Origin of the sequence: Halomonas sp. LBP4 (assembly GCF_003202205.1) — a bacterium.
In the GTDB taxonomy this organism is placed as follows: Bacteria; Pseudomonadota; Gammaproteobacteria; order Pseudomonadales; family Halomonadaceae; genus Halomonas; species Halomonas flagellata.
In genome coordinates, this window is record NZ_PDOG01000003.1 from 564,030 (window position 1) to 581,554 (window position 17,525).

The window sequence follows — 17,525 nt, forward strand, 5'->3', positions numbered from 1 at the left end:
CACCGAGACCTGTTTTGATGAGCATCTACGGCGACTACATCAAGTCCGTGATCCGCACCGTCCCCGACTGGCCGCAGCCCGGGGTCAACTTCCGCGACATCACCCCGCTGCTGCAGAACAGCGCCGCCTTTCGCAAGCTGATCGACAGCTTCGTGCACCGCTACCAGGAGATGGATCTCGATGCCATCGCCGCCATCGACGCCCGGGGCTTCATCGTCGGCGCGCCGCTGGCCTACGAGCTGGGCTGCAGCTTCGTGCCGGTGCGCAAGAAGGGCAAGTTGCCCTTCAAGACCATCAGCGAGACCTACACCCTGGAGTACGGCGAGGCCGAGGTCGAGCTGCACTCCGACGCCTTCCGCCAGGACGATCGCATCCTGATCGTCGACGACCTCATCGCCACCGGCGGCACCATGCTGGCCGCCGCCAAGCTGATCACCCGCAGCGGTGGCCGGGTGGTCGAGACCGCCACCATCATCGACCTGCCGGATCTCGGCGGGGCGCAGCGCATCCGCGAGGCCGGCTTCGGCGTCTTCGCGGTCTGTTCCTTCACCGAGGACGAGTGAGTCTCCCGCCATGAGCACCCACCGCTACCACCAGCACTTCACCGTCTCCTGGGACCAGCTCCACCGCGACGTGCGCGAGCTCTGCCATCGACTGATCGAGCGTGACTTCAAGGGCATCGTCGCCATCACCCGGGGCGGGTTGATCCCCGCCGCCCTGATCGCCCGCGAGCTCAACGTGCGCCTGATCGATACCGTGTGCATCAAGAGCTATGACCACATGGACCAGGGCGGGCTCGAGGTGATGAAGGGCGTCGATCACGACGGCGACGGCTGGCTGCTGGTCGACGACCTGGTCGACACCGGCAAGACGGCACGCAAGGTACGCGAGATGCTGCCCAGGGCCCACTTCGTGACGGTCTATGCCAAGCCGGAGGGGCGGCCGCTGGTGGACCAGTATCTCACCGAGGTGGCCCAGGACTGCTGGATCCAGTTCCCCTGGGACATGGGCATCGCCTATGTCGAGCCGCTGGTCGACCAGGTGAAGCGCTGAACCATGGCCTGTCCACTTCCCGACAGCTGGCAGCGGTGGCTGGGCGCCGAGTTCGAGGCGCCCTACATGCAGGCCCTGCGTGACTTCCTGGCCGCCGAGAAGGCGGCCAGGAAGGTGATCTACCCGCACTCCTCGAACTGGTTCCGGGCCTTCGAGCTCACGCCGCTCGACCGGGTGCGGGTGGTGATCCTCGGTCAGGACCCCTACCACGGGCCCGGCCAGGCCCATGGCCTCTGCTTCTCGGTGCGCCCCGGCGTGCCCGTGCCGCCGTCGCTGGTCAACATCTACAAGGAGCTGGCCGCCGACGTGGGCTTCACGCCGGTGGATCACGGCAACCTGGAGCCTTGGGCGCGCCAGGGGGTGCTGCTGCTCAACACCTCGCTGACGGTGGAGCAGGGCAATGCCGGCGCCCACCGCGGCCGCGGCTGGGAGACCTTCACCGACCGCGCCATCGCCGCGGTCAACGCCCACGCCGAGCCCTCGGTGTTCCTGCTGTGGGGCAGCCATGCCCGGCAGAAGAAGGCGCTGGTCGATACCTCGCGCCACCTGGTGCTGGAGTCGCCGCACCCCTCGCCGCTCTCGGCGCACCGGGGCTTCTTCGGCAACCACCACTTCTCCCGGGCCAACGCCTTCCTGGCCGAGCATGGGCGCACGCCGGTCGACTGGCAGCTGCCCCCCACCCCCTGACCGGGAGCCTTACCCTCAACGGTGGATGGCGGTAAAATGACGCGCAATTTGTCGGTGCCGTCCCTCCGATGAAGGTCGTTCCCGATCCATTGCCCTCAAGAGGTCCCTTCCATGAGCCTTCACGCCATTCACCATCCACTGGTCCAGCACAAGCTGGGACTGATGCGCGAAGCCGGCATCAGCACCAAGAGCTTCCGCGAACTGGCTGGCGAGCTGGCCAAGCTGCTCACCTACGAGGCGACCCAGGACCTGGAACTCGAGACCCAGGAGATCGACGGCTGGAGCGGCCAGCCCATCCCGGTGCAGCTGCTCAAGGGCAAGAAGGTCACCATCGTGCCGATCCTGCGTGCCGGGCTCGGCATGCTCGACGGGGTCACCGACCTGATCCCCAGCGCCCGGGTCAGCGTGGTGGGGCTCTATCGCGACGAGGAGACCCTGGAGCCGGTGCCCTATTTCGCCAAGTTCGCGAACGACCTCGACGAGCGCCTGGCCATCGTCATCGACCCGATGCTGGCCACCGGCGGCACCATGGTGGCCACCCTGGACATGCTGCGCGATCGTGGCTGCCAGCAGATGAAGGTGATCGTGCTGGTGGCCGCCCCCGAGGGCATCAAGCGGGTGCAGGAGGCCTATCCCGAGATCGAGATCTACACCGCCGCGGTGGACGACCACCTGGACGAGAACGGCTATATCGTCCCGGGACTCGGCGATGCGGGAGACAAGATCTTCGGCACTCGGTAGTCGCCCCCGGCTCCGCTGATCCTGGTGTTCGGCATCGGCGCCGATCGCTCGGCGGAGCCAAGCTTGTATGTTGGAAGTGACCAGACAAGGGCAGTATTGAGAAGACTTGCCGGGGTGGAGGGACGAGCCTGGCATCTGGCCCCATGGGCACAGACAGTGGGAGACATGGCCTCAGGCGTGATGCAGCTCCTGCCCGCCCTCCGAGAAGGTCGGCGGGGAGTTGGCGCTGACGATCACGCACTCCGTCTCGCCCGGGTTGCGGAAGCGGTGGGGCAGGCGGGAGTCGAAGTAGTAGGCATCGCCCGCGCCGAGCACCGCGACCTCGCCGTTCACGGTGATCTCGATGGTGCCCGAGATCACCACCCCGCCTTCCTCGCCCTCGTGCTCGAGCATCTCCTCGCCGGTATCGGCGCCGGGGGGGTAGCGCTCATGGATGATCGACATGCTGCGGTCGGGCCGGCGGGCCGCCACCAGCCGCCAGGAGAGGTGGCCGTCGCCGATCTCGGTGAGCTCGGCGGCCGGGTAGAAGGGGCGCGGCTGGCTCAGCTCGTCGCCGGCGAAGAAGGCGCTGATCGACACCGGCAGGGCATCGAGAATCTTCTTCAGCGAGCTCACCGAGGGGCTGACGCTGTTCTGCTCGACCAGCGAGATGGTGCTGTTGGTGACGCCGGCTCGCTTGGCCAGCTCGCGCTGGGAGAGGCCGCGGGCATTGCGCAGCTGGCGCAGGCGAGCCCCTACATCGAATCCTTGCATCGGGTGTCCTGTCGTCTGGGAACCTGTGATCGTTGAAGATCCTTGACACCATGATACCCGCTCGGCCGACCGCCGATAAACCGCCGCCTTGATCGGCATCAGTACCGGCGCCCGGCGGCATGGCACCACCCGCCCGGCTCAGGCATCATGGGCAACAGCAACACTCGATAACGAATCCGGGACAGCAGGAGAGCCCATGATCACGCAAGGCGAGCTCAGCGGCATGATCCTGGCCGGCGGCCAGGGGCGCCGCATGGGAGGGCGCGACAAGGGGCTCGAGCCCTTCGCCGGACGCCCGCTGGTCGCCCATGTCATCGAGCGCCTCGAGGGGCGGGTGGCCGAGGTGATGATCAACGCCAACCGCCACCTCGATGTCTACCGGGCGCTGGCCGATCGGGTGATCACCGATGCCGAGGACGGCTTCCAGGGGCCGCTGATGGGCATCTACAGTGGCCTGCGGGCCGCCACCACGCCCTGGCTGGTGGTGGTGCCCTGCGACAGCCCGGCGCTGCCCGACGATCTGGTTCCGCGGCTGGTGGCGGGGGTCGGCCGGGCCGATATCGCCGTGGCCCACGACGGCGAGCGGCTGCACCCGGTGGTGGCGCTGCTGCGCACCGCCCTGGCCGACGACCTGGCCGCGGCCCTGACCGCCGGCGAGCGCAAGATCGACCGCTGGTACGCCCGCCATGCCTGGTGCGAGGTGGACTTTTCCGACTGTCCCGAGGCCTTCGCCAACCTCAACACCGACGACGAGAAGCGGCGCCTGGAGCAGGCGCACAAGGAGTCCCCGACCTCATGAGCCAGACCCGGCTGGACCTCGACGAGCGACTGCCGCTGCTGGGCATCGCCGCCTGGAGCGGCACCGGCAAGACGACCCTGCTCGAGCGGCTGCTGCCGCGGCTAGGCGAACGCGGGCTGCGCGTCGCGGTGATCAAGCACGCCCACCATGGCTTCGACGTCGACCAGCCCGGCAAGGACAGCTACCGCCTGCGTCAGGCGGGGGCGGCGCCGATGCTGGTCGCCTCGCGGACGCGGCTGGCGTTGATGATGGAGACCCCGGGCCGCGACGAGCCCGACCTCGGGCAGCTGGTCGAGATGGTGCGGCTCCAGGCGCCGGACCTGGTGCTGGTGGAGGGCTTCAAGGCCTGGCCATTACCCAAGCTGGAGCTCTATCGCCCCGAGGTCGGCAAGGCGCTGCGGGTGGCCGAGGATCCCTGGGTCAAGGCGGTGGCGAGCGACGCCCCCCAGCCGCTGCCCGAGGGCGTCGAGGCGCTGGATCTCAACGACCTCGAGGCCATCGCCGCCTGGATCGCCGCCTGGCCGGCGCGCTGGCCCGGCGAGCGGACCCCGCGCACACTCGCGGAGGAGACGGCGAGATGACGCTCTCCTGCTTCGATCTCGGCGAACGCATGCTCTCGGTGGAGGAGGCCGGCGCGGCGCTGGCCGAGCTGGTCGCCGGGCCGCTGCCGGCCGAGAAAGTGGCGCTGGCCGAGTTGCATGGCCGGGTTCTGGCCGAGACCGTCGTCTCGCCCCTCGACGTGCCCCAGAGCACCAACGCCGCCATGGACGGCATCGCCCTGGCCTGGCCGGAGGCGGGCCCCTGGCCCGAGGGTTGGCGACGGGTCGGCCAGCTGTTCGCCGGGCAGCGCCACGCGACCCCGCTGGGGCCGGGCGAGTGCCTGGGCATCACCACCGGGGCGCCGTTGCCCCCGGGGGCCGACACCGTGATCATGCAGGAGCAGCTCGAGGTGCTGGGCGACGACCGGGTGGTCGTGGCGCATCCCGAGCGGGTCCGGCGCGGCCAGAACGTGCGTCGGGCCGGCGAGGACATCGCCCGCGGTGCCCCGGCACTGGCGGCCGGCACCCGGCTGTCGGCGGCCGAGCTCGGCCTGCTGGCCTCCCTCGGCCTGGCCGAGGCGAGGGTGATACGCCGGCCGCGGGTGGCGATCTTCTCCACCGGTGACGAGGTCACCGCCCCGGGCGCGTCGCTGCCCCCGGCCGGCATCTACGATGCCAACCGCTTCACCCTCCGCGGCTTGGTGGCGGAGCAGGGGGGCGAGGTGCTCGACCTCGGCATCCTGCCCGACGACCGGGCCGCCCTGGTCGCCGCCCTGGGCGCCGCCGCACGGCGGGCCGACCTGGTGATCACCAGTGGCGGCGTCTCGGTGGGCGAGGCCGACTTCACCCGGGCGGCACTGGCCGAGCTCGGCGAACTCGGCTTCTGGCGCATCGCCATCCGCCCGGGGCGGCCGCTGGCCTGCGGTCGCCTGGGCGAGGGTGGGGTGCCCTTCCTCGGGCTGCCCGGCAACCCGGTGGCGGTGATGGTCACCTTCCTGCGGTTCGTGGCCCCCCTGTTGGCCCGCCTGCAGGGGCGTGTCGAGCGGCACCCGGCGACCCTCACCGCGCTGGCCGAGCATGAGCTCAAGAGCCGCATCGGGCGCGTCGACTATCTGCGCGGCGTCTACCGCGGCGACGACCGGGGCCGGCTCACGGTCGCCAGCACCGGGGCCCAGGGCTCGGGCATCCTTTCGTCCATGGTCAAGGCCAACTGTCTGATCGAGCTCGCCGCCGACCGCGAGGTCGCCGCGCCCGGCGAGGCAGTCACCATTCATCCTCTTCATCGACTTCCATGAGGCGCTTTCCATGTCACTGACCCATCTCAATACCCGCGGCGAAGCCCATATGGTCGACGTTGCCGACAAGCCGGAGAGCCGGCGCGAGGCGAGCGCCTCGGGACACATCCGCATGCAGCCGGCGACCCTGGCGCTGCTCGCCGAGGGCGGCCTGCCCAAGGGCGACGTGCTGGCCACCGCGCGCATCGCCGGCATCCAGGCCGCCAAGCGGACCCACGAACTGATCCCGCTGTGTCATGCCCTGGCGCTGTCGAAGGTGGCCATCGACTTCCGCCTCGACGAGGCCGCCTCCTGTGTCGAGGTCACCGCGACCTGCCGGCTCAACGGCCGCACCGGGGTGGAGATGGAGGCGCTGACCGCGGTTTCCGTGGCCTGTCTGACCCTCTACGACATGTGCAAGGCGGTGGACAAGGGGATGGAGATCGGCGCCATCCACCTCGATGCCAAGAGCGGCGGCCGCTCGGGCGACTATCGCCGTGACGGCGACGCCGTCGCTTCGGTCGCGCCCATCGTTACCGGCGAGGGCAGTGCCGGGGAGGTGTCGGTGGGTAACCGCTGCGATATCGCCTCGCCCTGTGTGCGGGTCAAGTGCCTGGCCGAGCTGCGCGAGCGGCTCGGCGTCGGCGATCTTTCGGTGCCGTTCGACAGCCTGGCGAGTGCCGACGTGGCCGGCCTCAAGGCGGCCCTCAAGGTGCTCGACCCGCGCTTCTCGCGGCTCGACGAGGGGCGGGTGCTGTGTGCGGTCAATCAGGTGATGGCCGCCGACGACACGCCGATCACCAACGAGGACGAGGTCGCCTTCTTCCCCCCGGTGACCGGAGGCTGAGCATGATTCGTGTCCAGGAGGCGCCCTTCGATGCGGGCGCCGAACAGCAGGCGCTGCTGGCGGGTCGCACCGACGTCGGTGCCGTGGTCAGCTTCACCGGGCTGGTGCGCGACTTCAACGAACGGCCCGAGGTCACGGCCCTGACCCTCGAGCATTACCCCGGCATGACCGAGACGGCCCTGGACGATATCGTCCAGGAAGCCGACGCGCGATGGCCGCTCGAGGGGGTGCGTGTGATCCACCGGATTGGACGCCTCGCCCCGGGAGACCCTATCGTGTTGGTGGTGGTCGCCAGTGCCCATCGGCGTGCCGCCTTCGAGGCCTGCGACTTCATCATGGATTACCTCAAGACTCGCGCCCCGTTCTGGAAGAAGGAACACGCCACCGACGGCGACTACTGGGTGTCAGAGCGTGATTCGGATCACCAGGATGCCCACCGCTGGGAGACATGACGATGGCACTAACCGATGAGCTGATCGACGACTTCGGAAGGCGGGTGCGCTACGTGCGCATCTCGGTCACCGATCGCTGTGATTTCCGCTGCGTCTACTGCATGAGCGAGGAGATGACCTTCCTGCCCCGTGCCCAGGTGTTGACGCTGGAAGAGCTGGCGCTGGTGGCGCGGGCCTTCATCGAGCTCGGCGTGGAAAAGGTGCGCCTGACCGGAGGCGAACCCCTGGTGCGTCGCGACATCGACCGACTGGTCGAGGATATCGGCTCGCTGCCCGGGCTCAGGGATTTCGCCATGACCACCAACGGCGCGGGGCTCGGCAAGTATGCCCATCGGCTCCGCCAGGCCGGACTCAAGCGGCTCAACATCAGCCTCGACTCCCTGGACCCGGAGCGCTTCCGTCGCCTGACCCGCACCGGCGACCTGGCCAAGGTGATCGATGGCATCCACGCCGCCCGGGAGGCCGGCTTCGATCGCATCAAGCTCAACGCGGTCATCCTCAAGGGGCGCAATGACGACGAGGTGATCGAGCTGGTCGATTTCGCGCGACGGGAAGGGGTCGACATCAGCTTTATCGAGGAGATGCCACTGGGGGACGTCTCGGACCATAACCGGGACGAGACCTACTGCTCCAGCGACGAGGTGCAGGCGCTCATCGAGACTCGCCACCAGTTGATCCCCACCACCGAGACCACCCTGGGGCCCTCGCGCTATTTTCGCATGCCCGACAGCGATACCCGCGTCGGCTTCATTTCGCCCCACAGCCACAATTTCTGCGCCACCTGCAATCGGGTTCGGGTGACCGTGGAAGGGCGCCTGCTGCTCTGCCTCGGCAACGAGCACTCGGTGGACCTGCGGGAGGTGCTGCGGCGTCATCCGGGCGATATCGATACCCTGAAGGAACGCATCGTCGCGGCCATGCCCCTCAAGCCCGAGCGCCATCATTTCACCACCGACGGCGATGTCCAGGTGGTGCGCTTCATGAACATGACCGGTGGCTGAATGCCGAATTCATTCGCTTCCCACTTGAAGACGGCGCCAGGATGGCGCCGTCTTCGCGTGAGGATCCCCCCAGGGAACCGCGGGGTTTGGCCGATGGTTCGATGAAAATAATTGCACGTATTTTCTTGCCAAGTCCCGAAGGGTGCATATACTTTTGACGTACAGTGTCATGAATAACCTTTTTCGTTCAATCGCATGGAGGGGGCCAATGTCCAGCGAATCCCTGGAGCGCATCGCTCGCAACAAGAACGTGGCTCGAGCCGCGGCACGCCAGTTGAGCATGGAACAGCTCCATAAGCTGGCAGAGGTGATCGGCGAGGTCATCGAACAGAAGAAGGACGAAGAGCTGCAACGTCAGGAAGAGGAAGCGCAGAAGGAGCGCAAGCTGGCCGAGATACGCGAAGCGCTCAACGACGCCGGTCTTTCGCTCGATGACCTGGTGCCGGAACAACCCCGCCGCAAGCGCGGTCGTCCACCGAAGAACGCCAACGCCAACAAGGCGTAAGTCATGTCGTAAGCGACATCGCCTCGACCGGTAAGGGTCGAAGGGAGGGAGTCGGCAGGACCGGCAGAATAAGAGAGGCGAACCTTCGGGTTCGCCTCTCGGCATTTCGGGGGGCATCCGGCGGGCCGGGTGCCGGGGACGTTCAGTCGAGGTCGCTGAAGCTGGGGGCCTCCACCGCCAGGATCTGCAGGTGAATCTCCGGTACCCGGCGCAGGTGATCGGCGAACCAGGCCAGCAGTTTCGGCTGCAGTGCCAGGCGCAGCTCGGCGAGGGTCTCGGCACGCAGCTCCGGCAGTTGCATGTCGAGCCAGTCGGCGAAGGCGTCCTCATCGAGGTGGCCGGTCTGGCTCGTATCGAGCATCAGCCGGCCGATGCGCGTCCAGCCACGCTCCTCGGTGGCGGTGACCGAGAGGGCCAGATAGAGGCTGCCATGGCGCGAGCGGGTCGTCTCGCCGGCCAGGCCGGGCAGTGGCGTCACGGCGTCCTGGCTGACGATGCAGGGCGGCTGGGGGTGACGGGCCTCCAGGGTCAGGCCATCGGCGTCCAGGCGGATCAGGTCGCCATTGGTCGGGATCAGCGGGGTGCGGATGCCCAGCGATTCGGCCAGTGTCTGGTGGGCCTGCTGGTGGCGTGGCTCGCCATGCACCGGCAGCAGGTGGCCGGGTTTCACCCAGCCGTAGAAGGTGCGCAGCTCCTCCCGGGCCGGGTGTCCGGAGGCGTGCAACTCGGGGTGATTGAATTCGTCGAGCAGGGCGACGCCGAGGTGCCTGAGGCCGGCCTTGAGCCGTTCGATCAACAGCTCGTTGCCGGGAATGGCCCTGGCCGAGAAGATCACGCTGTCACCCCGGCCCAGCTCGAAGGTCGGATGGCGCCCCCGGGCCAGGCGATGGAGCGCGGCGCGGGGCTCGCCCTGGCTGCCGGTGGCGATCACCAGCACCTCCTCCGGCGGCAGGTAGCCGAGGTCGCTCACCGGCACCAGCGGCGGGAAGTCGTCGAGGTAGCCGAGCCCGCGGGCCACACCCACCATGCGCTCCATGGAGCGTCCCATCAGGCTGACCCGTCGGCCGCAGCGCTCGGCGGCGCGGCCGATGGCCAGCACCCGGGCCAGGTTGCTGGCGAAGCAGGAGACCACCACCCGTCCCTCGCAACGGGCGATGGCGTGTTCCAGGGCCACGGCGACCTCACCCTCGCTGCGGGAATGGCCGGGCAGCGGCGCATTGGTCGAGTCACCCACCACCAGGTCCACCGGGGCGATGGCCCGGAAGGTCGAGGCGGACACCGGTGCGCCGATCAGCGGCTCGGGGTCGAGCTTCCAGTCGCCGCTGTGCAGCACCCGATGGTCGCCGGCGGTAATCAGCAGTGCGCAGCTCTCGGGAATCGAGTGGGTCAGCGGCAGGTAGCGCAGGGTGAAGGGGCCGGACTCCAGGGCCTCGCCGGGCGCGATGACCCGGATGGCATCGGTGGCGAGGCCGCGCGCGGCGAACTTGGCCCGCAGCAGGCCGGCGGCCAGCGGGGTGGCGTGGATCGGACACCCCCACTGCGGCCAGAGCCAGGCGGCCGCCCCGATATGGTCCTCGTGGCCGTGGGTGATGATCAGTGCCCGGGGGGTGATGCCGAGCGTCGTCAGGCTGTCCAGGTTGGGCACCTGCAGCGGGCTGTCGGGCAGGTCCTGGCGGATCATCATGCCGCAGTCCACCGCGATCCAGTGCGACTCGAAGCCATAGAGGCTCAGGTTCATGCCGATCTCGCCGCAGCCGCCGAGTGGCAGGAAGTGCAGGGGAGGGCGGCGGCGGGGGCGGATCTGGACACGAGGTTGGGGCATCGGGGGAGTGCAAACCGTGGAAAGTATGCGCTTCACTATACGGGATCGCCGCCGGGGGCCACAACGAAGCGGCCGTGCCGACGGCGGCGGCATTCGCTACAATGCCGTCCTTGTTCCTGTTGTTTTCAGCCAGCGACGGTCATTCGATGTCACACTATTATCGCCTGGTGGTCTCCTGCCCCGACCGCGTGGGGATCGTCTCCCGGGTCTCCGGTTTCATCGCCGGCCATGGCGGCTCGATCACCGAGGCCAGCCAGCACTCCGACCTGGAGGCAGGCCGCTTCTTCATGCGCTACGAGATCCTCGCCGACTCGATCGGGATGGACGCCGCAGCCCTGCGCGTGGCCTTCGCCCCGGTGGCGCGGGAGTTCGGCATGCAGTGGGCGCTGACCGATACCCGGCGCCGCCCGCGGGTGGTGCTGATGGTCTCCCGGGAGTCCCACTGCCTGGTGGACCTGCTCTACCGCTGGACGGCCGGCGAGCTCGACTGCGACATCCCCTGCGTGATCTCCAACCACCAGGACCTGCGCGGCCTGGTGGAGTGGCACGGCATTCCCTACCACCATGTGCCGGTATCCCCCGGCGACAGGGGCGGGGCCTTCGCCGAGATGCAGCGCCTGGTCGAGGAGGCCCGTGCCGACAGCGTGGTGCTGGCGCGCTACATGCAGATCCTGCCGCCGGCCCTCTGCGAGCAGTATGCCGGCCGGGTCATCAACATCCACCACAGCTTCCTGCCCTCCTTCGCCGGGGCCAAGCCCTATCACCAGGCCTACGAGCGCGGCGTCAAGCTGATCGGCGCCACCTGCCACTACGTCACCGAGGAGCTGGACGCCGGGCCGATCATCGAGCAGGACATCCACCGGGTCAGCCACTGCCACACCCCGCATGACCTGGTGCGCTTCGGCCGCGACGTGGAGAAGGCGGTGCTCGCGCGCGGGCTGCGCTGGCACCTGGAGGATCGGGTGCTGATCCACGGCAACAAGACCGTGGTGTTCGCCTGACGGAGCCTCGCGATGTCCTTCGCTGCCCCGGTGCTCTCGCCCTGGCTGCTGCTGGTCGCCTCCCTGGTGTCGCTGGGGATGGTCGGCCTGGCGCTGGCCCAGCGTCCCTGGCGGGCGCTGCTCGCCGACCACGCCCTGCAGCATCGCTGGCTGGCCGCCACCCTGGCCGTCACGCTGCTCTGGCAGCTGCGCGCCCAGGCGGTCGACTGGCTGACCTTGCACCTGATGTTCACGGCACTGCTGACCCTGGTGTTCAAGGCGCCGCTGGCGCTGCTCTCCTGCCTGCTGGCCAACCTGGCGATGGTCGTGCTGGGGCGGGTCGCCTGGCCGCTGCTCGGGGTCAACCTGCTGGTCACCGGGGTGGTGCCGGTGCTGGTGATGGTGCTGGTCTGGCGGCTCGTCGACCGGCGCCTGCCGGATAACCTGATGGTCTTCCTGTTCGTCTGCGGCTTCTTCGGCACGGCCCTGGCCACCCTGGCGGCGGGGCTCTCGGCGGTGGGGCTGATGGCACTGGGGGCCAGCGACCCCGAGGTCATGCACCAGGCGCTCGAGTACGCCCGTTTCCTGCCGCTGCTGATGCCCTCCGAGGCCTTCATCACCGGGATGCTGCTCAGCATCCTGCTGGTCTACCACCCCAGTTGGGTGGCGACCTTCAATGACCACCGCTATATCGATACCAAGTAGCCAGGGTCGGCGTCGTTGCCTCCCCGCGAATATCTCGACGATGGCAGTACGTTCGACGGAGAAACCGCCGTGGCCCGCCACTATGGGGTCAGACCCCGGCGGGGTCGAATCCGCTCGCCATGTGCACGATGACAGGCCCGGTAACTCGGCCGGGGTCTGACCCTGAGGCATCTCCAGAAATACTTCAGCATTATCAATGCGTTGGACATTGGTGGGTGGGTGGCTGCCAGCGCTGCCGGTCCCTATGGGGTCAGACCCCGGCGGCGTCGAATCCGCTCGCAAGACGCACCATGACGGGCTTCGCGACTTGGCTGGGGTCTGACCCCATAGGGGCAGCCTCGGCGCCTTTTTCGGCGAACAAGCTATCAACGTCGAGAAAAATGTGGGGATTCGGCAGGGTCTGACCCCATAGGGCCTCCCCGCGCTGGCGGCTCATCCCGGAGCGCTCTCATTCCCCCTAGGGGGCTCACTCGATCGGCAGGACCAGCTGGCGCCGGGCGTCCTCGGGCACCAGCCGGGCGCCGACGCCGAGCAGTCGCACCGGCCGGCGGGCCCTGGCCCAGGCCTGCTCGAGCAGGCGGGCGTAGCTCTCCGGGGTGGGCAACAGCCCCCGGCTCTCCAGGGTGGTGAGGCTGAAGTCGTCGAAGCGCACCTTGACGAAGATGCCCGCCAGCGGTGGGTGGCCATGGCGGGCCAGGCGTGCCTCGAGCCGTTCGCACAGCGACGCCAGGGCGGCCTGGCAGCTCGCCAGGTCCGGCAGGTCACGCTCGAAGGTGGTCTCGGCGCTGATCGACTTGCGTTCGCGCTCGACGCGCACCTCGCGCTCGTCGATGCCGCGGGAGAGCTCGAACAGCCGTCGGCCGAACTTGCCGAACTCCTCGAGCAACCGCTCCAGCGGCACCCGGCGAAGCTCCTCGCAGGTGGTGATGCCCAGGGCATCGAGCCGCGCCCCGGTGGCCGGGCCGACGCCGTGCAGCTTCTTGACCGGCAGGGGCCTGACGAAGTCGTCGACTCGCGCCGGGGGGATCACCGTGAGGCCGTCGGGCTTGTCCCAGTCGCTGGCGATCTTGGCCAGGAACTTCGAGGGCGCCACGCCCACCGAGACGGTGATGCCGGTGCGGGCCAGGCACTCCCGCTTGAGCCAGTGGGCCATCCAGGTGGCGCTGCCGGAGAAGCGCTCGACCGCGGTGACATCGAGGAAGGCCTCGTCCAGCGAGAGCGGCTCCACCAGGGGCGTGAGTTCGTGGAAGATCGCCTGGATCCGCCGCGAGACCTCGCGGTAGCGGTCGAAGTCGCCGGGGAGCAGGGTCAGGTGGGGGCAGAGGCGCAGCGCCCGGGCGGTGGGCATCGCCGAATGGATGCCGAAGGCCCGCGCCGGGTAGTTGCAGGTGGCGATCACTCCGCGGCGCTCGCGACTGCCGCCGATCGCCAGCGGGATGTCGCGCAGGCTGGGATCGTCGCGCATCTCCACCGCGGCGTAGAAGCAGTCGCAGTCGGCGTGAAGGATCTTGCGCTCAGCCGAGGGCCTGGCCATTACCACCGCGGATCACCCCAACCCCGATACCCTCGATCTCCAGTTCATGCTGGCGCAGGTCGACCTCGATGGGAGGGAAGTCGGGGTTCTCGGCGGCGAGGGTGACCCGATGGCCGTGGCGATGGAAGCGCTTCACCGTCACCTCGTCCTCGAGGCGCGCCACCACGATCTGGCCGTCGCGTACCCGGTCGGTCCGGTGCACGGCGAGCAGATCGCCCTCCAGGATGCCCACGTCCTTCATCGACAGGCCGCGCACCTTGAGCAGGTAGTCGGCGCGGGGAGTGAAGTACTCCGGGGGCAGGGGGCAGTAGCGATCGATATGCTCGGCGGCCAGGATCGGGCTGCCAGCGGCCACCTCGCCGATGATCGGCAGCCCCTGGGTGGCGGCCGTCTCGCCCTCGACGGCCTCGGGCTCCTGGGCGGGCAGGCGGATGCCGCGGGAGGTGCCGGGGATCATGCGGATCACCCCCTTGCGCTCCAGGGCCCGCAGGTGCTCCTCGGCGGCGTTGGGGGAGCGGAACCCCAGGGCCCGGGCGATCTCGGCGCGGGTCGGCGGGTAGCCCTGCTCGTGGATGGTCTTGACGATGAAGTCGTGGACGTTCTGCTGGCGCGGGGTCAGGGGGCGTGTCATACGACCTCCGGGTGGCTGAGGGTGGCGATCGGCAGTCCGGATCACCCATTCATTGGTCAAGTATACAGCATGGAAGTTCATCCAGTAAAAGTTTCGACCCGGGGCGCGTTTGAAACACCGCTCGTCGATTTAGCGTTGAGGGGCGGCCCTTGCCTGACGTACAATTCCGTCACGTTTAAAACAGCTGTTTCCAGGCAGGGTGTCATCGCTCATGGGTCAGACCGATACCGTCACGCGGATCCTCGATACGGCCGAGGTGCTGTTCGCCGAACGCGGCTTCGCCGAGACGTCGCTGCGCAATATCACCAGCAAGGCCAGGGTCAACCTGGCGGCGGTCAACTACCATTTCGGCTCCAAGAAGTCGCTGATCCAGGCGGTCTTCTCCCGCTACCTGGATCCCTTCACCGAGCGCTTTCACGGCGCCCTGGACGAGCTCGAGGCCCGCTACGCCGGCCAGGTGATCCCCCTCGAGGTGCTGCTCGAGACCATGGCCCGCACCGTGCTCGAGGTGCCCGCCGAGCGCAACAGCCTCAAGGTGTTCATGCGCCTGCTCGGGCTCGCCTACAGCCAGGCCCAGGGCCATCTGCGCCGCCATATCCAGGACGAGTACGGCAGCGTCTTCACTCGCTTCAGCGAACTCGTCCGCCTGGCCACCCCGGACCTGCCCGATACCGAACGCTTCTGGCGCCTGCACTTCGTGCTGGGTACCGTCATCTTCACCCTCTCGGGGCTGGATGCGCTACGCGACATCGCCGAGAAGGACTACGGCGAGCATGTCTCGGTGCGCGACCTGATCCGTCGCCTGCGTCCCGTGGTGGTGGCGGCGATGAACGCGCCGCTCCCCGAGCCCGTCGAGCCCAGGGCCGAGGCGAGCTGATGCGCACCCCGCGACTCGACGACCTGCCCCCCGCGCAGGGCCACTGGCTCGAGATCGACACCGCCGGGCAGCGGCTGGTGGTGTGGCGCGGGCGCGAGCCACTGGGCGACTACCCGGTATCCACCGGGGCGGCCGGCACCGGCCAGCGCGAGGGCAGCGGCCAGACTCCGCTGGGCTGGCACTACGTGCGGGCCGCCATCGGCGCCGGCCAGCCAGCCGGCACGGTGTTCCGCGGCCGTCGCCCCACCGGCGAGGTGTTCTCCCCGGCACTGGCCACCGCTCACCCGGGGCGCGACTGGATCCTGACCCGCATTCTCTGGCTGTGCGGCCTCGAGCCCGGCCACAACCGTGGGGGTGACGTCGACTCCCAGCGTCGCTATATCTATCTGCACGGCACGCCGCCCGATCAGCTCATGGGCGAGCCCCGGTCCCACGGCTGCATCCGCCTGCGCGACGCCGACCTGCTGGCCGTCTTCGAACTGGCCGTGCCCGGCACCCCGGTCTGGCTCCACGACTGAGCGGAGCCACCAGGGCTATCGCCGTTGGACATGACGAGGGGCGCCGGGTACAGGTCGATGAGAAGGTCAGCCTGCAATACCCTTGGCTGAGCCACCCGTTCGGCTGTCCCGGCGGGTGACTTTGTTCTAGAATCTGCCCCCTTCCACGCCAAGGAGCATGACCATGACCCAGTCCCTCGGCCCGGTGATGCTGGATCTGGACGGTCCCCGCCTGACGCACGAAGAGCGCGAATTACTGGCACGCCCCGAGGTCGGTGGCGTGATCCTGTTCGCCCGCAACACCGAATCGGCCGCCCAGGTCCGCGAGCTGTGCAGCGAGATCCGTCGGGTCCGGCCCGAGCTGCTGCTGGCGATCGACCAGGAGGGGGGGCGGGTGCAGCGCCTGCGCGAGGGGGTCACCCGCCTGCCCGCCATGGGGCGGCTGGGGCGCGACTTCGCCGCGCTGCCGGAGGTGACCGTGCGGCTCTGCCAGGATACCGGCTGGCTGCTGGGCATGGAGATGGCGGCCTGCGGTCTCGACCTCAGCTTCGCGCCGGTGCTGGATGTGGACCGCGGGCTCTCCACGGTGATCGGTGATCGCAGTTTCTCCGGCGACCCGCAGGCCGTGGCGGCGATGGGCGGTGCCTTCGTCGAGGGGTTGCACGAGGCCGGCATGGTGGCGGTGGCCAAGCACTTTCCCGGCCACGGCGGGGTGGCGGCCGACTCCCACCATGCGTTGCCCGTCGACGAGCGTCCGCTCGACGAGTTGCGCGCCCACGACCTGGTACCCTTCAAGGAGCTGGCGACACGGCTCGGCGCCGTGATGCCGGCCCATGTGGTCTATCCCGCCTTCGACCCGCGCCCGGCCGGTTTCTCCCGGGCCTGGCTGGGGCTGCTGCGCGAGAGCCTGGGCTTCAAGGGCGTGATCTTCTCCGACGACCTGAGCATGGCCGGCGCCCGGACGGCCGGCACCCCCGCCGAGCGGGCGCAGGCGGCCCTGGCGGCCGGCTGCGACATGTTGCTGGTGTGCAACGACCGCGCCGCGGCGCTGGAGGTGCTCGACGCCTGCCAGGGGAGGGTCTCCCGGCGCCTGCTCAAGCTGCGCTACGCCCGCGCCCGGCCCGATCTCGCCGCCCTGGGGGCGCTCTCCCGCTGGCGCCGCGTGCATGCCCGCCTGGAGGCCCTGGCGGCCCACTGAGTTATTCCTGTTCCCTCCGTACCCACGCCGACCGCGAGCCGATAGCCGATGCCCAAACTCGACGCCGATTTTCACCAGTCGCTCTCCGACATGCGCGACGTCATGGACAACGCCGACTGCCTGATCACCCAGGCCGAGGTCGAGCGCGCCCTGGACCGCATGGCCGACGAGATCACCCGTGACCTCGGCGACAAGCTGCCGGTCTTCTACTGCGTGATGAACGGCGGCCTGATCACCACCGGCCACCTGTTGACCCGGCTCGGCTTCCCGCTCGAGGTCGACTACCTGCACGCCACCCGCTACCGCGGCGGCCTGCGTGGCGGCGAGCTGTTCTGGCGCGTCTCGCCGGAGATTCCCATGGCCGGCCGCCATGTGGTGATCGTCGACGACATCCTCGACGAGGGCGCCACACTCGCCGCCATCCTCGCCTATTGTCGAGAGGCCGGGGCGGCGAGCATCGCCACCGCGGTGCTGGTCGACAAGCAGCACGCGCGCAAGGCGGTGCCCGGACTCAAGGCCGACTACTGCAGCCTGGAGGTGGTCGACCGCTACGTCTTCGGCTTCGGCATGGACTACAAGGGCTACTGGCGCAACGCCCCGGGGATCTTCGCGCCGAAGGGATTGTAGGCG

At 68.9% G+C, this 17,525-nt stretch carries 21 protein-coding genes; 17 read left to right on the forward strand and 4 right to left on the reverse strand.

Annotation, left to right across the window (positions count from 1 at the left end):
* Positions 1 to 17 precede the first annotated feature (17 nt).
* The 4 genes from CR157_RS12990 to upp all read left to right on the forward strand — a co-directional run bounded on the left by CR157_RS12990 (position 18) and on the right by upp (position 2,481).
* Positions 18 to 563, forward strand: a complete 546-nt coding sequence (locus CR157_RS12990) for an adenine phosphoribosyltransferase (RefSeq protein ID WP_110283932.1) — start codon at positions 18 to 20, stop codon at positions 561 to 563.
* A gap of 10 nt (positions 564 to 573) precedes the next feature.
* Positions 574 to 1,053, forward strand: coding sequence for a xanthine phosphoribosyltransferase (gene gpt / locus CR157_RS12995; protein ID WP_110283933.1), 480 nt, complete (start codon positions 574 to 576; stop codon positions 1,051 to 1,053).
* A gap of 3 nt (positions 1,054 to 1,056) precedes the next feature.
* Positions 1,057 to 1,740, forward strand: a complete 684-nt coding sequence (ung, locus tag CR157_RS13000; protein ID WP_110283934.1) for a uracil-DNA glycosylase — start codon at positions 1,057 to 1,059, stop codon at positions 1,738 to 1,740.
* Positions 1,741 to 1,851: 111 nt separating this feature from the next.
* The gene (upp, locus tag CR157_RS13005) at positions 1,852 to 2,481 is read left to right on the forward strand and encodes a uracil phosphoribosyltransferase (RefSeq protein ID WP_110283935.1); all 630 of its coding nucleotides are present in this window, start codon (positions 1,852 to 1,854) and stop codon (positions 2,479 to 2,481) included.
* 171 nt (positions 2,482 to 2,652) lie between these two features.
* On the opposite strand, the gene CR157_RS13010 is transcribed toward upp, so the two are convergent.
* A complete protein-coding gene (locus tag CR157_RS13010; protein ID WP_110283936.1) occupies positions 2,653 to 3,234 on the reverse strand; it encodes a cupin domain-containing protein in 582 nt (193 codons plus the stop codon).
* A gap of 196 nt (positions 3,235 to 3,430) precedes the next feature.
* Between CR157_RS13010 and mobA the strand changes: the two genes are divergently transcribed.
* From mobA to CR157_RS13045, 7 genes are all read left to right on the forward strand, one after another.
* On the forward strand, positions 3,431 to 4,033 hold the full coding sequence (gene mobA, locus CR157_RS13015; RefSeq protein ID WP_110283937.1) for a molybdenum cofactor guanylyltransferase MobA: 603 nt from the start codon (positions 3,431 to 3,433) through the stop codon (positions 4,031 to 4,033).
* Entirely contained in the window at positions 4,030 to 4,614 is a 585-nt protein-coding gene (gene mobB / locus CR157_RS13020) for a molybdopterin-guanine dinucleotide biosynthesis protein B (protein WP_110283938.1), read from the forward strand. The genes mobA and mobB overlap by 4 nt, the downstream gene beginning before the upstream one ends.
* On the forward strand, positions 4,611 to 5,867 hold the full coding sequence (gene moeA, locus CR157_RS13025; RefSeq protein ID WP_110283939.1) for a molybdopterin molybdotransferase MoeA: 1,257 nt from the start codon (positions 4,611 to 4,613) through the stop codon (positions 5,865 to 5,867). Before mobB ends, moeA begins: the two co-directional genes overlap by 4 nt.
* 10 nt (positions 5,868 to 5,877) lie before the next feature.
* Complete coding sequence (gene moaC / locus CR157_RS13030) at positions 5,878 to 6,693, forward strand: cyclic pyranopterin monophosphate synthase MoaC (RefSeq protein ID WP_110283940.1); 816 nt, start codon at positions 5,878 to 5,880, stop codon at positions 6,691 to 6,693.
* Between the two features lie 2 nt (positions 6,694 to 6,695).
* Entirely contained in the window at positions 6,696 to 7,145 is a 450-nt protein-coding gene (moaE, locus tag CR157_RS13035; protein ID WP_110283941.1) for a molybdopterin synthase catalytic subunit MoaE, read from the forward strand.
* 2 nt (positions 7,146 to 7,147) lie between these two features.
* Positions 7,148 to 8,146, forward strand: coding sequence for a GTP 3',8-cyclase MoaA (gene moaA, locus CR157_RS13040; protein ID WP_110283942.1), 999 nt, complete (start codon positions 7,148 to 7,150; stop codon positions 8,144 to 8,146).
* 208 nt (positions 8,147 to 8,354) lie between these two features.
* Positions 8,355 to 8,651 carry an H-NS family histone-like protein gene (locus CR157_RS13045; protein WP_110283943.1) on the forward strand — a complete coding sequence of 99 codons (297 nt, stop codon included), beginning with the start codon at positions 8,355 to 8,357 and terminating at the stop codon, positions 8,649 to 8,651.
* Between the two features lie 142 nt (positions 8,652 to 8,793).
* Here CR157_RS13045 and CR157_RS13050 read toward each other — a convergent pair whose 3' ends face one another.
* Positions 8,794 to 10,389: a ribonuclease J gene (locus CR157_RS13050; protein ID WP_110284039.1), complete on the reverse strand. Its 1,596-nt coding sequence runs from the start codon at positions 10,387 to 10,389 to the stop codon at positions 8,794 to 8,796.
* 230 nt (positions 10,390 to 10,619) lie between these two features.
* Here CR157_RS13050 and purU point away from each other — a divergent pair, with 230 nt between their 5' ends.
* Together purU and CR157_RS13060 are read left to right on the forward strand one after the other, a co-directional pair.
* Positions 10,620 to 11,474 carry a formyltetrahydrofolate deformylase gene (purU, locus tag CR157_RS13055; protein WP_110283944.1) on the forward strand — a complete coding sequence of 285 codons (855 nt, stop codon included), beginning with the start codon at positions 10,620 to 10,622 and terminating at the stop codon, positions 11,472 to 11,474.
* Between the two features lie 12 nt (positions 11,475 to 11,486).
* Positions 11,487 to 12,158 carry an energy-coupling factor ABC transporter permease gene (locus CR157_RS13060; RefSeq protein WP_110283945.1) on the forward strand — a complete coding sequence of 224 codons (672 nt, stop codon included), beginning with the start codon at positions 11,487 to 11,489 and terminating at the stop codon, positions 12,156 to 12,158.
* Between the two features lie 466 nt (positions 12,159 to 12,624).
* Here CR157_RS13060 and dinB read toward each other — a convergent pair whose 3' ends face one another.
* On the reverse strand, positions 12,625 to 13,692 hold the full coding sequence (dinB, locus tag CR157_RS13070; protein WP_110283947.1) for a DNA polymerase IV: 1,068 nt from the start codon (positions 13,690 to 13,692) through the stop codon (positions 12,625 to 12,627).
* The gene (gene lexA / locus CR157_RS13075) at positions 13,673 to 14,323 is read right to left on the reverse strand and encodes a transcriptional repressor LexA (protein ID WP_110283948.1); all 651 of its coding nucleotides are present in this window, start codon (positions 14,321 to 14,323) and stop codon (positions 13,673 to 13,675) included. Before lexA ends, dinB begins: the two co-directional genes overlap by 20 nt.
* A 211-nt stretch (positions 14,324 to 14,534) precedes the next feature.
* Here lexA and CR157_RS13080 point away from each other — a divergent pair, with 211 nt between their 5' ends.
* The 4 genes from CR157_RS13080 (at position 14,535) to CR157_RS13095 (ending at position 17,522) form a co-directional block, all read left to right on the forward strand.
* Positions 14,535 to 15,200 (forward strand): TetR/AcrR family transcriptional regulator, encoded by a 666-nt coding sequence (locus CR157_RS13080; RefSeq protein ID WP_110283949.1) that lies wholly within the window; start codon positions 14,535 to 14,537, stop codon positions 15,198 to 15,200.
* Entirely contained in the window at positions 15,200 to 15,718 is a 519-nt protein-coding gene (locus tag CR157_RS13085; protein ID WP_110283950.1) for a L,D-transpeptidase, read from the forward strand. Before CR157_RS13080 ends, CR157_RS13085 begins: the two co-directional genes overlap by 1 nt.
* 163 nt (positions 15,719 to 15,881) lie before the next feature.
* On the forward strand, positions 15,882 to 16,895 hold the full coding sequence (nagZ, locus tag CR157_RS13090) for a beta-N-acetylhexosaminidase (RefSeq protein ID WP_110283951.1): 1,014 nt from the start codon (positions 15,882 to 15,884) through the stop codon (positions 16,893 to 16,895).
* A gap of 48 nt (positions 16,896 to 16,943) precedes the next feature.
* Complete coding sequence (locus CR157_RS13095) at positions 16,944 to 17,522, forward strand: hypoxanthine-guanine phosphoribosyltransferase (protein WP_110283952.1); 579 nt, start codon at positions 16,944 to 16,946, stop codon at positions 17,520 to 17,522.
* The last annotated feature ends 3 nt before the right edge of the window (positions 17,523 to 17,525 follow it).

Coding starts and splice junctions, on each gene's coding strand:
- CR157_RS13085 (WP_110283950.1), top strand. CDS start 15,200: ATGCGCACCCCGCGACTCGACGACCTGCCCCCCGCGCAGGGCCACTGG.
- mobA (WP_110283937.1), top strand. CDS start 3,431: ATGATCACGCAAGGCGAGCTCAGCGGCATGATCCTGGCCGGCGGCCAG.
- CR157_RS13010 (WP_110283936.1), bottom strand. CDS start 3,234: ATGCAAGGATTCGATGTAGGGGCTCGCCTGCGCCAGCTGCGCAATGCC.
- moaE (WP_110283941.1), top strand. CDS start 6,696: ATGATTCGTGTCCAGGAGGCGCCCTTCGATGCGGGCGCCGAACAGCAG.
- upp (WP_110283935.1), top strand. CDS start 1,852: ATGAGCCTTCACGCCATTCACCATCCACTGGTCCAGCACAAGCTGGGA.
- nagZ (WP_110283951.1), top strand. CDS start 15,882: ATGACCCAGTCCCTCGGCCCGGTGATGCTGGATCTGGACGGTCCCCGC.
- dinB (WP_110283947.1), bottom strand. CDS start 13,692: ATGGCCAGGCCCTCGGCTGAGCGCAAGATCCTTCACGCCGACTGCGAC.
- mobB (WP_110283938.1), top strand. CDS start 4,030: ATGAGCCAGACCCGGCTGGACCTCGACGAGCGACTGCCGCTGCTGGGC.
- gpt (WP_110283933.1), top strand. CDS start 574: ATGAGCACCCACCGCTACCACCAGCACTTCACCGTCTCCTGGGACCAG.
- CR157_RS13060 (WP_110283945.1), top strand. CDS start 11,487: ATGTCCTTCGCTGCCCCGGTGCTCTCGCCCTGGCTGCTGCTGGTCGCC.
- moeA (WP_110283939.1), top strand. CDS start 4,611: ATGACGCTCTCCTGCTTCGATCTCGGCGAACGCATGCTCTCGGTGGAG.
- CR157_RS13050 (WP_110284039.1), bottom strand. CDS start 10,389: ATGAACCTGAGCCTCTATGGCTTCGAGTCGCACTGGATCGCGGTGGAC.
- CR157_RS13095 (WP_110283952.1), top strand. CDS start 16,944: ATGCCCAAACTCGACGCCGATTTTCACCAGTCGCTCTCCGACATGCGC.
- CR157_RS12990 (WP_110283932.1), top strand. CDS start 18: ATGAGCATCTACGGCGACTACATCAAGTCCGTGATCCGCACCGTCCCC.
- CR157_RS13080 (WP_110283949.1), top strand. CDS start 14,535: ATGGGTCAGACCGATACCGTCACGCGGATCCTCGATACGGCCGAGGTG.
- CR157_RS13045 (WP_110283943.1), top strand. CDS start 8,355: ATGTCCAGCGAATCCCTGGAGCGCATCGCTCGCAACAAGAACGTGGCT.
- purU (WP_110283944.1), top strand. CDS start 10,620: ATGTCACACTATTATCGCCTGGTGGTCTCCTGCCCCGACCGCGTGGGG.
- moaA (WP_110283942.1), top strand. CDS start 7,148: ATGGCACTAACCGATGAGCTGATCGACGACTTCGGAAGGCGGGTGCGC.
- moaC (WP_110283940.1), top strand. CDS start 5,878: ATGTCACTGACCCATCTCAATACCCGCGGCGAAGCCCATATGGTCGAC.
- ung (WP_110283934.1), top strand. CDS start 1,057: ATGGCCTGTCCACTTCCCGACAGCTGGCAGCGGTGGCTGGGCGCCGAG.
- lexA (WP_110283948.1), bottom strand. CDS start 14,323: ATGACACGCCCCCTGACCCCGCGCCAGCAGAACGTCCACGACTTCATC.